The following is a 14,130-nucleotide window of genomic DNA, read 5'->3' on the forward strand; positions in this document are numbered from 1 at the left end:
TGGCGCAAATTACCCGGGCACAGCCACATCGATGGCCCCCGGCGCGACCGCGACGGTGACCGGGGTCTTGGCCAGCACCTCGCCATCGATCGAAATCCGCTGCCGGGGCCGCGTCTCGATCCGAAAGGAGCGCCCCCGAAATTCCTCCGTCTGCCCATCACGGTCGCGCAGCTTGAAGAATTTCGCATACCAGTCCCAAGCGAGTCGCGCATGGCTCCTTCCCACCACCGCCTGTATCACCAGTTCACCGCTCTGGACGTCCGCCTGTTCTGACAGTTCCACCCCGCCATGATAGGAACCGTTCAATATCCGTACTTCGGTGGACCACATGCGGCGCTGGCTCTGTCCGTCATCGATCATCAACCGAAACGCGCGAAATCCGATGGAGCATTTGACCGCCCAGATCAGATAGCCGATCCGCCCGAGATAGCGTTTCAGCTTGTGCGGCACTGTCCTGCCGATCATCGGCGACAGCCCCAGAGAGGCCGCGTTGACGAAATAATCATGGTCGATCACGCCAAGGTCGATACGCTGCCGCCGCCCCTTAGCGATCACCTCCACCGCACCTTCCAGATCGAGCGGGAGGCCAAGCGTGCGGGCAAAGCTGTTCGCCGTTCCGAGCGGCAGGACGCCGAACACGCAATTTTTCCCCACCAGTTCATCGACCGTTCCGGACAGCGATCCATCACCGCCGCCCACGATGACCATCGGCGCGCCGCTTGCCACAGCCTGGCGCACCAAGTCCTGCAATCGATCCGGGTCATGCACGGCATGGGCGGCGATCAACCGCACCCCGCCCTGCTCCAGCTTTTCCTTGGCCTGCGCGAATAAAGCCTCGCCCTTGCGGCTGTGGACATTGACGATCAGCACCGCCTCGCGCGGCAGGGGGTTTATTTCCATGCCCCAACAACACGCCAGGGCTTCATCGGCTCCTGCCCGCAACAAATCGGGCATTGCGGTCGTTGAAAAGCCATGGCCCGCATAGCTCACCTCTCCGACGTGCATTTCGGCGCGAATGACTCGAAGATCGTCTCCGCCACCGAAGCCTGGCTGCAACAGAGCCAGCCCGACCTCGTCATCATCAGCGGCGATTTCACTCAACGCGCGCGTGTGGAGCAGTTCCGTGCCGCGTCCACCTGGCTGAACCGCTTGCGAGCCGCGGGCATGCGTCTGCTCGTCATTCCGGGCAATCATGACGTGCCGCTCTATGACGTAATGCGCCGCTTCGCCGCCCCCCTCGGCCGCTACAAACGCTATATCAGCAACGACCTGTGCCCTTGGTATGAGGACGCGGAAGTCGCCATCCTCGGCCTGAACACCGCGCGATCGCTGACGATCAAGGACGGCCGCATCAATCATGAGCAAATGCGCCTCCTGCGGGAGCGATTTGCCCTGGTCGCGCCAGACAAGACGCGCATCCTCGTCACCCACCACCCGCTGTTCGCCATGCCGATCGGCAAGGGTGGCGAACTGAGCGAGGCGGTCGGCCGCCATGAGGACGCGGTCGAAGCGGCTACCGATGCGGGCATCCACATCGCACTGGCGGGCCATTTTCACCGCACCTACGCCGAAGCGGCGCAGAAGATGGTCGCCGACGCGGGCGGCGCGTTGGTGATCCAGGCGGGCACGGCCACATCAACACGCCTGCGCAATGCGGAGCCGCAGAGCTTCAACTGGCTCCATGTGCATCGCAACGACCGGATAGAGCTGCAGGTCGTCGTATGGGACGGAGCCAGCTTTCAGCGCGGCCACCATGTCGAATATCGTCGCGACGCCGCCGGATGGCAGGCGCATGAACTGCCCGACGTCTCGGCCCGCCCCGGCATCCGCGTCGCGCAGGCCGCCCGCGCCTGATCGCTCAGTCGAAGGCGGGGCTCGCCAGCGCCAGCGCATGTTCGCGAATGGCAGCGGGCCAGCCAGCCGTCTGCGCCTCGAACTGCGCACGATCCTTGGCATAAAGCGCTCGGATGGCCGCTTCATAGCCCGGCCGGTCGCCTGCCATCACGGTCAGGAAATGATAAGCCGCGTCCATGGCAGCGCGCGGCGTGACCTGCCCTTCTGAAGCCTTGCGCGCCTGTTCGACTAACCGCCGCAACGTGGCGGACGCGCCACCTGCCTGCGTCGCGAGCCATTCCCAATGGCGGGGCAGCAGCGTGACCTCCCGCGCCTGCACGCCCATCTTGGGCCGTCCTCGCCCCCGCTGCGCAGGTTCGCGCAGGTCAAGGTCGATCTGCCGGCCCGTCAGATCATCGAACAGCAGAAGATTTTGGGCATCATAACCCATCGCCCGCAACGCCGCGCGCACTTCATCCTCGTCGCCGGTGGCGATCCAAAGCTCGCCTGAAAATGCCGTATATGTCCGCGCCACGCCGAATCTCCTTCGACGCAAAGAATATTACCCGGATAATATATAGTCAATAAGACCCGGATAAATTTATTCGCTCAGCTTCACCCAGGTCGGCGCATGGTCGCTCGCTTTTTCCCGCCCGCGGAAATCCTTGTCCACTTGCGCATCGACCAGGCGGTCGGCGGCCGCCGGGCTCAACAGCAGATGATCGATCCGAAAGCCCGCGTCGCGCGGCCAGGCGTTCATCTGATAATCCCAATAGGTCCACACCCCGCCCGCAGGATGGCGGCTCGCGATAGCGTCGGTCCAGCCATCGCCCAGCAAACGCCGGTAGGCCGCGCGGCTTTCCGGCTGCATCAGCGCATCGTTGGCCATGGCCTTCACGGCATAAACGTCCCGGTCACGCGGGATCACATTATAGTCGCCCGCAAGGATGGCAGGCACTTCCTCCGCCCAAATCTGCGAAGCCCGATCGCGCAGTCGCTTCATCCAGCGCAGCTTATAGTCGAATTTGGGTCCCGGCTGAGGATTGCCATTGGGCAGGTAAATGCTGGCAACGCGTACCCCTTTCACATCGGCTTCGATATAGCGGCTATGCTCATCCTCGGGCTCACCCTCCAGGCCGCGACGTATCTCGGCAGGCGTTTCGCCGCGCGCCAATATGGCAACGCCGTTGAACCCCTTCTGCCCATGCCAGATCGCTCCATAGCCAACCTCCTCGATATCCTTGATCGGGAAGGTTTCGTCGGAAGTCTTGATCTCCTGCAGGCAGGCGACATCGGGCTGCGTTTCGTTCAGCCATTCCAGCAGGCGGGGCAGCCGCGCCTTGATGCCGTTGATGTTGAAGGTCGCGATGCGCATGGCCGGTTCTCCTCCCGCGCATCCCTAGAGAGAAGTGCAGCCCTTCGACAAGGGAGGGCCAGAGATTAAATCGAAAAGCTGGACCCGCAGCCGCATCCGGCTGTCGCGTTGGGGTTCGTCACCTTGAACGCCGCGCCGCCCAAGTCGGACACGAAATCCACCGCCGCGCCGCGCACCAAGTCCAGGCTGACGTCATCCACCACCAGCGTCACGCCGTCACGCTCCACCGCCACATCGTCAGCTTCGACCGTCTCGGCCAGCCCGAAGCGATATTGGAAGCCCGAACAGCCGCCGCCCTCGACGGCAAGGCGCAGGATCGCGGGTTTGCCCTGCTTGGCGGCAATGGCGGCGACCCGCGCGGCGGCGGAGGAGGTCAGGTCAATATCGGTCATGATGCCTAGATAGGATCAAGCAAAAGGCCCGGCAACCCATGGGCGCCGAGCCTTTGCAAAAGACGAACGGAGTGGGGTTGATTATTCAGCCACCTTTTCCTGCGCCTTGGTCGGGCCGCCCATGGCAACGGGAGGCTTGGTGTTCATCGCCACCAGAACATCGGGACCGACAACGAAGGGGATCGGGTTGATCGCCTGACCATCGACGCGCACTTCATAATGAAGATGGCTGCCGGTGGAACGGCCCGTCGAGCCCATCAGGCCGATCAGCTGGCCGCGATGCACATAGCTGTTCGGGGCAGCAATCAGCTTCGACATATGGCCGTAGCGGGTTTCAAGACCGCCGCCATGTGAGATCTGGACGAGATTGCCATAGCCGCTCGCCCAACCGGCGCGGCTGACGATACCATCGGCGGTCGCATAGATCGGCGTGCCGACCGGACCCGGAATATCGATGCCCTTGTGCATCCGCGCGCCGCCGTTGAACGGATCGGAACGGACGCCGAAATTGGAAGTCAGGGAAAGCTTCTGAACGGGGCGGCCAGAGGGGATGTTGTTCTCAACCTTGGCGTCGCCGTCCAGCCGCTGCAGGCTGGAGAAGAGATTGGAAAAGCCCACATCGGCCGGGCCAAGCGCGCTGCTGTTGATTTCCGACGCGTCGCCATAAGGATCGTCGGCATTATTTTTGGCCTGAGCCGGGACCGCGGCGCAAAGTGCGCCCGCCATGCCAACTACTCCCGCCATTTTAAACGCAGCCTGGAACCATCGCGCGCTGCGCGCATTCATTGAACGAAGAAACAACATGCCGACCCCGACTTATTCACCGGAGGCTTTAAGCCTCTCGGCGCTCCCCGTGTTGACCAATGCGACCACAAGTCGCCACCCGCATCACCAAAAGGACATCTCGCGCTTCATTGTGCAAGCGCGCTGTAAAAATCCAGCGTTAAACCGGCTTGCCGACGCGCCGAGTCGTTGAACGGAGGCTTCAAGCCCCCGCGAAAATGGCGTTTTACAAGGATTTGGTAATGATTTGCGGCGTTCAGCCCGGCTCGGTTCGTGGCGTGGCTGAACCATGTCGTCCCGGCCAAAACATGCCGAATCTCATCTGTCATAATGCGCTGCAACATTCGGGCTGATTGCCTGTCCCCTGCCCCTTCGAAACGCTCGATCGTGGCCGGTGTGATGTCGAGCGCACGGGCTTCCAGCACCATCGGCACGATCGCCAGCCGCGCCATCGCGTCATGCGCCGTCTCGCTCGCCGCTTGCCATAGCCCGTCATGCGCAGGCAGCGCGCCATATCCGCTACCCAGCTGCCGCAGCCGCCGATCCAGCAGCGCGAAATGCATCGCCTCTTCGGCGCCCACGCGCATCCAGTCACTAGTAAAGTCGCGCGGAAATTCTGCGCCGAACCGCCCGATCAGGTCGAAAGCAAGATCGATGGCGACGAATTCGATGTGAGCGAGCGCATGCAGCATGGCGATCCGCGCTCGCTCGGAACCGATCTTGCCCCGCTTGGGCATCTGGTTCGGCGGCAGCAACAGCGGCGTGCCCGGCCGGGCCGGGCGGTCAGGCATGACCACATCAAAGCGATGCGCAAGCCGCCCCTGCCGCCACGCACGCGCCACCGCGCGGGCCGCCATCAGCTTGGCCCGCGGGTCGGGCGTCGTCAGCACATGGGCGCAGGCTGCACCTACGCTTTCAATCTCATCCGGCAGGATCAAAGCGCCTTCGCCGCCTCCAGCACTTCGGCGGCGTGCCCCTTCACCTTCACCTTGGGCCAGACCCGCTGGATCTTCCCCTCTCCGTCCGCCAGGAAGGTCGCCCGCTCGATGCCCATATATTTACGACCGTAGAGCGACTTTTCGACCCAGGTGCCAAAGGCTTCGCAAGCATCGCCCGGCTCGTCCGAAGCCAGGGTGACCGACAGACCATATTTGTCGGCGAACTTCTTCAGCTTGGCCGGCTTATCCTTGGACACGCCGACCACCGGCACACCCAATGCAACGAACTCACTCGCCAATTCGGTGAAATCCTTCGCCTCATTGGTGCAGCCTGGCGTGTCCGCCTTGGGATAGAAATAAACGACAATGGGCTTGCCGCGATAGCGCGCCAGCGTGAGATCGCCGCCGTCGGCATCCTTCAGCGCTACGTCGGGCAGCGTGTCACCGACTTCCAGCATCATCTTCCTCCACATAGGGCGCGGCCAGCCCCGCCCAGGCATCTCGCACCCTTTGCCGGGCCTCGTCATAGCTTTCAAGCAGCGCGTCCCAGCTTTCGACGCCACAGGCGCGCGCGACCACCGGCCGCGTGGCTTCCGGCGGTTCAGTGGATTTGGGCGACACCAGCCGCGACACGATCAGGAAGCGCGTGATCAGATCATGCGCGGAGATCAGTTCTCCCGGCAAATGTCCCGCGGCCACCAATTGCTCCAGCGCGGCGCGAAGATCGGGGTTGAACGCCATATTGTGCCGGAACTGGGTCACATGGATCAGGAACTCCAGATCGACGAGCCCGCCAGGCACCATCTTGACGTCCAGCTCGCTGGCCGGCGGCTTGTGCTTGGCGATGTCGCCGCGCATCTTCACCGCATTGCGCGCCAGCTCCGGAAAATCGCGCGACCGCTCCAGCGTCTCGGTCAGGATAGCGCCCAGCGCCGCGCGCGCCTTGGTCGATCCGAATATCGGCCGCGCTCGCGTCAACGCCAGATGCTCCCAGGTCCAGGCTTCCTCGCGCTGATATTTGGCGAAGCTGTCCAGGCTGACCGCGAGCAAGCCCTGCGCACCCGAAGGCCGCAGCCGCGTATCCACCTCATATAGCGGCCCCGCAGCCGTCTGCACCGACAGCGCGTTGGTGATCCTCTGCCCCAGCCGGTTGAAATATTGCGTGGCGCCGAGTGGCTTGGGACCATCGGACTCGGTCAGGAAATCGCCGGTGAAGAGATAGACCAGATCCAGGTCCGACGCATGGGTCAGAACACCGCCGCCCAGCCGCCCCAGCGCCAATATGACCATCTCGCCACCTGACACCTTGCCATGCGCAGTTTCAAACTCCGCGATCGTCGCGCTGACCAGCGCCTCGATCGCCGCTTCCGCCACGCGCGAATAGCCCCGCCCCGCTTCCAGCGGATCGCCGCCACGAATGATCTGCGCGCCCAACGCAAAGCGCCGATCATTCACCCGCTGCCGCACCCGGTCCAGCAGCGCCTGATAATCCTCACCCTTTTCGAGTTGAGAGAATTGCTCGGCCAGCTGCGCCACCGGCGGCGGCGGATCAAAGGCCGACGTATCGATCAGGCCGTCGAGCAGTTCCGCTCGCCGCCCCAGCGCATCGGCCAGCGTCGGCGCGTGACTGAGCAGTTCGACCATCAGTTCGGCCAGCCCCGGCCTCGCAGCGAGCAGCTTGAAAAAGTTGATCGCGCTCGGCAACCGCCCGATCAGGTCGTCCAGCCGGTTAAGCGCGCGCACCGGATCGGGCGCGGCGGCAAGCGTGCGCATCAGGCCGGGCAGTAATTCCTCCAGCGCCTCACGCGCTGCCGCGCTGCGCAGCGCCCGAATCTTGCCCGTGCGCCAGCCGCCTATGCGCGCAACCGGCGCTTGCGGATCGGCGAAACCGATCTCGGTAAGCTGCTCCGCCAGCCGTTCCTCATCATGCGGAAGGGACTCGTCCTTCTCCGCAGGGGTCAATTGATCATAATTGGTCCCGACCCAGACGACATGCGGCCGCAACAGGTCAAGCAGCGCCGCGCCATCATCCAACCCATGCAGCCGCGCGACATTGTCCATCGCTTCGGCTGTCTTGGGCAACTCATGCGTCTGCCTATCCTCCACCATCTGAAGCCGGTGCTCCACGGTGCGGAACAGCACATAGGCTTCGTCCAGCCTGCGCGCCACATCCTCATCGAACACCCCCGCCGCCGCCAGCGCGCGCAACGCCTCGCGCGTGTTGCCCGACCTCAGCGCCGGATCGCGGCCGCCATGGATCAATTGGTGCACCTGCGCGAAAAACTCGACTTCGCGAATACCGCCCCGGCCTCGCTTCAAGTCATATCCCGGCCCGAACGCCTGTCCCTGCGCATAATGGTCGCGGATGCGGCGCGAAATATCGGTGATCGCATCGATCGCGCCAAAATCCAGACTCCGCCGCCAAACAAAGGGGCGAATCTGCTGCATGAAATAGTCGCCCAGGGCCAGGTCGCCCGCCGCCGGACGCGCACGGATGAAGGCCGCCTGCTCCCATCCCAGGGCCATCGTCTCATAATAGCCGATCGCCGCTTCCACCGGCAGCGCGATCGGCGTCGCTTCAGGAGAAGGCCGCAGCCGCAGATCAACGCGGAACACATAGCCGTCGCCATCGCGCGCGTTCAGCAATTCGCTGACCCGCCGCCCGATCCGCACCGCTGCGTCAGCCGGGTCCTCCCGCTCGCCATGCGGCAGGCTGGTAGGGTCGTAGAGCAGGATCGGATCGATATCGGATGAATAATTCAGTTCGCGGCTGCCATGCTTGCCCAGCGCCAGCACGACGAACCCCCTGGGCTCGGCTCCAGGATAGCGTTCGGCAAAGGCCGCGCTTATCGCTTGGTCCAGCGCCTGATCTGCAAAGTCGGATAGCGTCCGCGTCACCCGGTCGAGATCCCACGCACCTGACAGGTCTGCCGCCGCCGTGACAAGCGCCAGCGCGCCTTTGCGCCGCCGCAGCGACTGTGCGATGCCGTCTTCCGGCGCAGCCACCGTGTGCGCGGCAGCCAGCGCTGCGTCGAAATCGCCGCTCGACAGCAGATCGGTGACTGCCGGAAAACGATCCATCTGCCTCGCGAGGAAAGGCGAATGCGCCCGTATCCGCCCCGCCACCGCCGTCCAGTCCGTCACGCCATTCTCTCCCGTCATATCGGCGCTATCGCTTGGGCGTGCGATGAACGCCAGAAACTTTTCCCTGATCCGCCCGTTGTACGAGTATGGAAATGCAGCGCAAATCGGTCGGCCGGTCGGCGGACAGGCGGGATGGTGCCCATCGTCGCCTGCTGACGGTCGGCTTGCCCCAGCCTTATGAAGGTGTTGGCAACGCGCTGCGATCCACTTTTCGCGCGGGGCGTGACAGTCTGCCCGACGACATGCTGGATCTTTTAAACCAGCTCGATGGCAACTGATAACCGCAGCATTTTATTTACCAGCCAATATTAGGATCGGCGCGTCATTTTTCAGGATGCGTCCGCATGCACTACAAGGCTTTCGCCGCCATCACCCTGATCGCCGCGCCTATTATCGTTCTGGCGGTTCAGGGTATCGCCCCGCACGCGCCTGTGCAGCCTTCCGCCGCTCCTTCGGCTGTCCTCCCATCACCAGTGCAGGCGCCCCCCGTCGTGCAGCCCGCCCCCATGCCTGTCCCGGCTGCTCCGGAGCCCGATGCCGCCGCCTTCGGTCAGCCTATGCCCGACGCGGGGAAGCCCTTCCTCTCCCCCGGCAACGGCCTCCCGGCAGTCGCCGCTCCTGCTGCAGGCGCAAGCGGCGACGGCGCGGTCGAAGCAACTTCCGACAGCACGCCATCCTGATCTAGCCAGAACCCGCGTGCTTAACGCGCCGTGGCGAAGGTATCACATTGCGCCGGATCACCGGTCGCCAGCCCCTTGCGAAGCCAGATCATCCGCTGCTCGCTCGACCCATGGGTGAAGCTCTCCGGCACCGGTCGGCGGCCCGCCGCCTTCTGCAGGGTGTCATCCCCGATCGCCTGCGCTGCGGTCATGCCTTCCTCCAGGTCCCCTGCTTCCATAAGGCCGGTGCGCTTGGCCCAAACGCCCGCATAGCAGTCCGCCTGCAGTTCGACTCGAACCTGCATCGCATTGCCTTCTTCTTCACCAACGCTCCGCTGCCGTTGCTGCACCTTGCCCAGCGTGCCCTCCAGGTCCTGCACATGATGGCCGACCTCATGCGCAATCACATAGGCTTGGGCAAAATCCCCAGGCGCGCCGAAACGCTGGCGCAATTCGGTGAAAAAGTCGGTGTCCAGATAGACTTTCTGGTCATTGGGACAGTAAAAGGGCCCCATGGCGCTTTGCGCCGCGCCACATCCTGACGCGCCCGCCTGCGAATAGAAAGACAGGACCGTCGGCCGATATTGCTGGCCCGCTTCCTGGAACACCTGCCCCCAAACCCGCTCGGTCGAACCCAACACCTTGAGCGACCAATGCTGGATTTCATTCAGCTTTTGCGGATCGCGATCGACCGAGACATTCTGTTGCGGCCCGCCACCGCCGCCTATCAGGCTCAGCGGATTGACCCCCATCACCGCCAGGATGATCAGCGCCACCACGATTCCGCCACAGCCGAAACGGCTGCCGATGAAGGGCAGCAGCATGCCCAGGCCACCCCCCAGACCGCCGCCGAAACCGCCGCCGCGGCCGCTCTGCACTTCAAAGTTGGAGCTTTCCCGTTCGTCGTCCAATCGCATGGCGCTCTCGCTTTCCTCACCTGACATACCGCATGAGCGGGACGGTTGGAACGGTTGCGATATGGCATTGGTTGCCTCGGTTCGACCGATTGTTACAGCACATTAAGTTGGCACCCGCCGACACATCACTATATTGCACTGCGTCATGGCCGATATCGATCCCACCATCCCCCGTCGCGCGGGCACGCCGCTTCCCCTGCCGCGCGAAGTCGCATTGCTGCTGCAGGGCGGCGGCGCGCTCGGTTCCTTTCAGGCCGGTGTATATCAGCGCCTCGACGAACTCGGCATCGACGTCACTTGGGTTGCGGGCATTTCGATCGGCGCAATCAATGCCGCAATCATCGCGGGCAACCCTCCGCACCGTCGCCTCGGTCGCCTCAAGAAATTCTGGCTCACGGTCTCGGGCGGGCTCCCCAATGTCATCCTGCCCGAAATCGACCATATCCGCGAAGCCGCCCATCTGATGGCGGCAGGAGCCGTCGCGACCTTCGGCGTCCCCGGCATGTTCCGCCCGCGCCTCTGGCCCAGCATGATGATGCCGGAGGGCTCGTCGGGCGCGATCAGCTTCTATGACAGCGCACCACTGAAGGACACGCTCAATGCCTGTGTCGATTGGGACCTGCTGAATGACGGACCCGTCCGGCTATCGGTGGGCGCGGTCGATGTGGAAAGCGGCAACTTCGCCTATTGGGACACGCGCGATCCCCACGGCCCCACCCGCATCGACGCGCGCCATATCATGGCGTCGGGCGCCCTGCCGCCGGGCCTTCCCCCCATCGAGATTGACGGCCGCTGCTATTGGGATGGGGGCCTGGTGTCCAACACGCCGCTCGCCCATGTACTGGAACATCAGACCGACGACATGCTGGTCTTCCAGGTCGATCTCTTCCCCGCCGAAGGTCCCAAGCCGCGCCAGATGACAGACGTTTATTCGCGCGCGAAGGACATCCAATATTCCAGCCGGACGCGTCAGGTCACCGACCAATATCTGCGCCTCCGCCGCGAGCATAAGACGATCAAGACCCTGCTCGACAAGCTGCCGCCGGACTTGAAGGATGATCCAGACGCCCAGCGCCTGCGCCAATATCTGGAGCGCGGCTCCATCAACATCGTCCACCTCATCTACCGCAGCCGCGCCTGGGAAAGCGGCGCGCGCGACTTCGAATTTTCCCGTTCCACCATGCTCGACCATTGGAGCCAGGGCCGAGATTCGGTGGAGGAAGTGATGCACAAGGGCGACCTTATCGCCCGCAACATCATGAATGGAAAAAGCGCCGCTTTTGACCTCGATGCGCCCGATCACCTCAAGGAGAAAAATGCATGAGCAAGTCCCTCGCTGGAAAGACCGCCCTGATTACGGGCTCCACCTCCGGCATCGGCCTTGCCTATGCAAAGACGCTCGCGGCCGAAGGCGCGAACATCGTCATCAACGGCTTTGGCGATCCCCAGGCGGTCGAACAGGAACGGCAGGCGCTCGAACAGGCGAGCGGCGGGAAAGCCCTCTATAGCGGCCATGACCTGACCAAAGCCGTCGAGATCGAGGCGATGATGAAGGAAGCCGCCGACGCATTTGGCGGCGTCGATATCCTCATCAACAATGCGGGCATGCAGCATGTCGCCCCGGTGGAAGATTTTCCGGTCGAGAAGTGGGACCTCATCATCGCGCTCAACTTGACGAGCGCCTTCCACACCTCCCGCTTCGCCGTGCCTTATATGAAGTCGAAAAAATGGGGCCGCATCATCCAGACCGCCAGCGCCCATTCGCTGACCGCCTCGCCGTTCAAGAGCGCCTATGTAACCGCAAAGCATGGCCTTGCGGGCCTGACCAAGACACTGGCGCTGGAGCTCGCCACTTTCGGCATCACCGCCAACTGCATCTCCCCTGGCTATGTCTGGACGCCGCTCGTCGAAAATCAGATTCCCGACACGATGAAGGCGCGCGGCATGACGCGGGAGCAAGTGATGAATGATGTGCTGCTCGCCGGGCAGCCGACCAAGCAATTCGTGACGGTGGATCAAGTCGCCGCCATGGCATTGTTCCTTTGCAGCGATGCCGCCGCCAATATCACTGGCGCCAATATGAGCATAGACGGCGGCTGGACGGCCCAATAAGCAGCGTGGCAAATATGCCACGCCCGGAAGCTTTTGTTTTATTGGACGGAAACTATCCCCTGCGGCTCCATTTTCCTCGGGCAACTTGAAACAAGGCCGTTTCGGCGCGCGCGTTGGGGAAAGCAGCATGATCTTCGCGTCGGCTGCTATCAGTGGGTCAATGGTAAGCAAGGCTGGCCCAACCGCAAGGACTGGATGTACGGCGCTGGCGTGGAAGTCGGTCCCAAGGACATTGGCCTTGGCGGCATCATCGGCAACAGCGGCATCCGCTTGCGTTTTCAGACTGAAACCTATGATTTCGACAGCTTCCGTCCGACCGCTGGCGTAATCTTCCACTTCTAATCCTCCCATAGCGATCAGGGGAAAGCGTCCGTCCTGCACGGGACGGACGCTTTTTCGTTGCCGGAACATCGGCCCATTGCGGCCTGACCCTGAATTTCCCGTTCGCCCAGAGCTTCTCGAAGGACATTCCTCTCTCCAAACCCGTTCGGTCGAACGCGCCTCCGTCATGCCAGCAAAAGCTGGCACCTCGGCCCCCATCAGACACCCCCTTAACAGCCGGAAAATTCCCCCTATGCTCCCCTGCATAACAGGGAGAATAGCCAGTGCGTCACGCGTTGTGGATTATCATGGCCGCCGCCAGCCTTTCGTCCGCCGCCACGGCGCAGACCGGAACTTCGTCCGTTCCGGCTGCTGCCCCTGCGTCCTCCAGCGAAATCGCCGCCACCATCGCGCGCGACATGGATGGCATGATGGCGCTCTACCGCGATCTTCACGCCAATCCTGAATTATCAGAGCAGGAAAGCGCAACCGCCGCCAAGCTCGCCCGCCGGTTGAAGGCCCTGAAGTTCACCGTGACCGAAAAGGTCGGCGGCAACGGCGTGGTTGCCGTGATGAAAAATGGCGATGGGCCCGTCCTCCTCATCCGCGCCGACATGGACGGCCTTCCCGTCACCGAAGAGACCCGCCTTCCCTTCGCGTCGAAGGTCCGCACCAAAACGGCGGGTGGCGTGGAAACCGACGTCATGCACGCCTGCGGCCACGACACGCACATGACCGCCTTCATCGAAACCGCCCGCCTCCTCTCCTCGATGCAGGATCGGTGGCGGGGCACGCTCGTCATGATCCTTCAGCCTGCGGAGGAAGTCGGCCGCGGGGCGCGCCTGATGCTGGAGGATGGCTTATACACGCGCTTTCCCCGCCCCACCCATGCGCTCGCCTTCCACGACGCCGCTAATCTGGAGGCGGGCGTGATCGGCTACACGCCGGGTTACGCCCTCGCCAATGTCGATAGCGTGGACATAGTAGTGCGCGGCACCGGCGGCCATGGCGCCTATCCGCAGACCGCGAAGGACCCGATCGTGCTGGGCGCGCGTATCGTTGGCGCGCTGCAAACCCTGGTCAGCCGCGAACAGGACCCGCTCGACCCTGCAGTGGTAACTGTCGGCAGCTTCGTTGCCGGGGCCAAGCACAATATCATCCCCGATGAGGCGAAGCTGCTGCTCACCGTCCGGAGCTATTCGGACGAAACCCGCGAAAAGCTGATCCGGGGCATCGAACGCATCGCGCGGGGCGAGGCGATTGCCGCTGGCGTGCCTGACGATCGCATGCCCGTCATATCGGTGAAGGATGAATTCACCCCCGCCGCCTACAATCCGCCCGCTTTCGCCAACCAGATGGCCGCCCTTCTCACGACCCATTTCCCCGAAGGCCGGGTGGTTGAGGCCAAGCCCTCCATGGGCGGCGAAGACTTCGGCCGCTACTATCGGGCGGACAAGAGCATCAACAGCTTCATCTTCTGGGTCGGCGGCGTCCCGCCAGACCAGATGGCAAAAGCTGCCGCTGGCCAACTTACCCTGCCCTCACTTCACAGCCCCTTCTGGGCGCCTCAAGCGGACAAAGTCATAGCGACCGCCAGCGAAGCGATGACGGTTTTGGCGCTGAATATATTGGAGCGGTAATCAACGGCGGGGCAGA

Annotated in this window: 15 protein-coding genes and 1 pseudogene; 7 read left to right on the plus strand and 9 right to left on the minus strand. The window is 63.3% G+C overall.

Going from position 1 to position 14,130, the window contains the following annotated elements; all coding sequences use genetic code 11:
• Positions 1-9: 9 nt before the first annotated feature.
• Positions 10-900 (minus strand): diacylglycerol/lipid kinase family protein, encoded by an 891-nt coding sequence (locus tag EP837_RS03700; protein ID WP_066528616.1) that lies wholly within the window; start codon positions 898-900, stop codon positions 10-12.
• Between the two features lie 72 nt (positions 901-972).
• On the opposite strand from EP837_RS03700, the gene EP837_RS03705 reads away from it, so the two are divergent.
• Positions 973-1,854 (plus strand): metallophosphoesterase family protein, encoded by an 882-nt coding sequence (locus EP837_RS03705; RefSeq protein ID WP_066524559.1) that lies wholly within the window; start codon positions 973-975, stop codon positions 1,852-1,854.
• A 4-nt stretch (positions 1,855-1,858) separates the two neighbouring features.
• Here EP837_RS03705 and EP837_RS03710 read toward each other — a convergent pair whose 3' ends face one another.
• The 7 genes from EP837_RS03710 to EP837_RS03740 all read right to left on the minus strand — a co-directional run bounded on the left by EP837_RS03710 (position 1,859) and on the right by EP837_RS03740 (position 8,483).
• Positions 1,859-2,368: a DUF2239 family protein gene (locus tag EP837_RS03710; RefSeq protein WP_066524560.1), complete on the minus strand. Its 510-nt coding sequence runs from the start codon at positions 2,366-2,368 to the stop codon at positions 1,859-1,861.
• Between the two features lie 66 nt (positions 2,369-2,434).
• The gene (gene xth / locus EP837_RS03715) at positions 2,435-3,208 is read right to left on the minus strand and encodes an exodeoxyribonuclease III (RefSeq protein ID WP_066524562.1); all 774 of its coding nucleotides are present in this window, start codon (positions 3,206-3,208) and stop codon (positions 2,435-2,437) included.
• Positions 3,209-3,273: 65 nt separating this feature from the next.
• Positions 3,274-3,600, minus strand: coding sequence for an iron-sulfur cluster insertion protein ErpA (gene erpA / locus EP837_RS03720; RefSeq protein ID WP_066524564.1), 327 nt, complete (start codon positions 3,598-3,600; stop codon positions 3,274-3,276).
• A gap of 81 nt (positions 3,601-3,681) precedes the next feature.
• Positions 3,682-4,404, minus strand: a complete 723-nt coding sequence (locus EP837_RS03725; protein WP_197486307.1) for a M23 family metallopeptidase — start codon at positions 4,402-4,404, stop codon at positions 3,682-3,684.
• Positions 4,405-4,511: 107 nt separating this feature from the next.
• Entirely contained in the window at positions 4,512-5,321 is an 810-nt protein-coding gene (locus tag EP837_RS03730) for a ferritin-like domain-containing protein (protein WP_066524566.1), read from the minus strand.
• Positions 5,318-5,779 (minus strand): thioredoxin-dependent thiol peroxidase, encoded by a 462-nt coding sequence (gene bcp, locus EP837_RS03735; RefSeq protein ID WP_066524570.1) that lies wholly within the window; start codon positions 5,777-5,779, stop codon positions 5,318-5,320. The genes EP837_RS03730 and bcp overlap by 4 nt, the downstream gene beginning before the upstream one ends.
• Positions 5,763-8,483, minus strand: a complete 2,721-nt coding sequence (locus EP837_RS03740; RefSeq protein WP_197486308.1) for a bifunctional [glutamine synthetase] adenylyltransferase/[glutamine synthetase]-adenylyl-L-tyrosine phosphorylase — start codon at positions 8,481-8,483, stop codon at positions 5,763-5,765. The genes bcp and EP837_RS03740 overlap by 17 nt, the downstream gene beginning before the upstream one ends.
• 68 nt (positions 8,484-8,551) lie before the next feature.
• Here EP837_RS03740 and EP837_RS03745 point away from each other — a divergent pair, with 68 nt between their 5' ends.
• Both EP837_RS03745 and EP837_RS03750 read left to right on the plus strand, forming a co-directional pair.
• The gene (locus EP837_RS03745; protein ID WP_066524572.1) at positions 8,552-8,743 is read left to right on the plus strand and encodes a hypothetical protein; all 192 of its coding nucleotides are present in this window, start codon (positions 8,552-8,554) and stop codon (positions 8,741-8,743) included.
• 66 nt (positions 8,744-8,809) lie between these two features.
• Entirely contained in the window at positions 8,810-9,145 is a 336-nt protein-coding gene (locus tag EP837_RS03750) for a hypothetical protein (protein WP_066524574.1), read from the plus strand.
• 20 nt (positions 9,146-9,165) lie between these two features.
• Here EP837_RS03750 and ypfJ read toward each other — a convergent pair whose 3' ends face one another.
• The gene (gene ypfJ / locus EP837_RS03755; protein ID WP_066528619.1) at positions 9,166-10,041 is read right to left on the minus strand and encodes a KPN_02809 family neutral zinc metallopeptidase; all 876 of its coding nucleotides are present in this window, start codon (positions 10,039-10,041) and stop codon (positions 9,166-9,168) included.
• A 145-nt stretch (positions 10,042-10,186) separates the two neighbouring features.
• On the opposite strand from ypfJ, the gene EP837_RS03760 reads away from it, so the two are divergent.
• The 4 genes and pseudogenes from EP837_RS03760 to EP837_RS03775 all read left to right on the plus strand — a co-directional run bounded on the left by EP837_RS03760 (position 10,187) and on the right by EP837_RS03775 (position 14,114).
• Positions 10,187-11,365 (plus strand): patatin-like phospholipase family protein, encoded by a 1,179-nt coding sequence (locus tag EP837_RS03760; RefSeq protein WP_066524576.1) that lies wholly within the window; start codon positions 10,187-10,189, stop codon positions 11,363-11,365.
• Positions 11,362-12,153, plus strand: coding sequence for a 3-hydroxybutyrate dehydrogenase (locus EP837_RS03765; protein ID WP_066524580.1), 792 nt, complete (start codon positions 11,362-11,364; stop codon positions 12,151-12,153). Before EP837_RS03760 ends, EP837_RS03765 begins: the two co-directional genes overlap by 4 nt.
• Before the next feature lie 91 nt (positions 12,154-12,244).
• Positions 12,245-12,495: pseudogene (locus tag EP837_RS03770) on the plus strand (opacity protein); the annotation flags it as partial.
• Between the two features lie 263 nt (positions 12,496-12,758).
• Positions 12,759-14,114 carry an amidohydrolase gene (locus tag EP837_RS03775; protein ID WP_066524582.1) on the plus strand — a complete coding sequence of 452 codons (1,356 nt, stop codon included), beginning with the start codon at positions 12,759-12,761 and terminating at the stop codon, positions 14,112-14,114.
• Positions 14,115-14,130 lie beyond the last annotated feature (16 nt).

Source organism: Sphingobium sp. EP60837 (assembly GCF_001658005.1).
In the GTDB taxonomy this organism is placed as follows: domain Bacteria; phylum Pseudomonadota; class Alphaproteobacteria; order Sphingomonadales; family Sphingomonadaceae; genus Sphingobium; species Sphingobium tyrosinilyticum.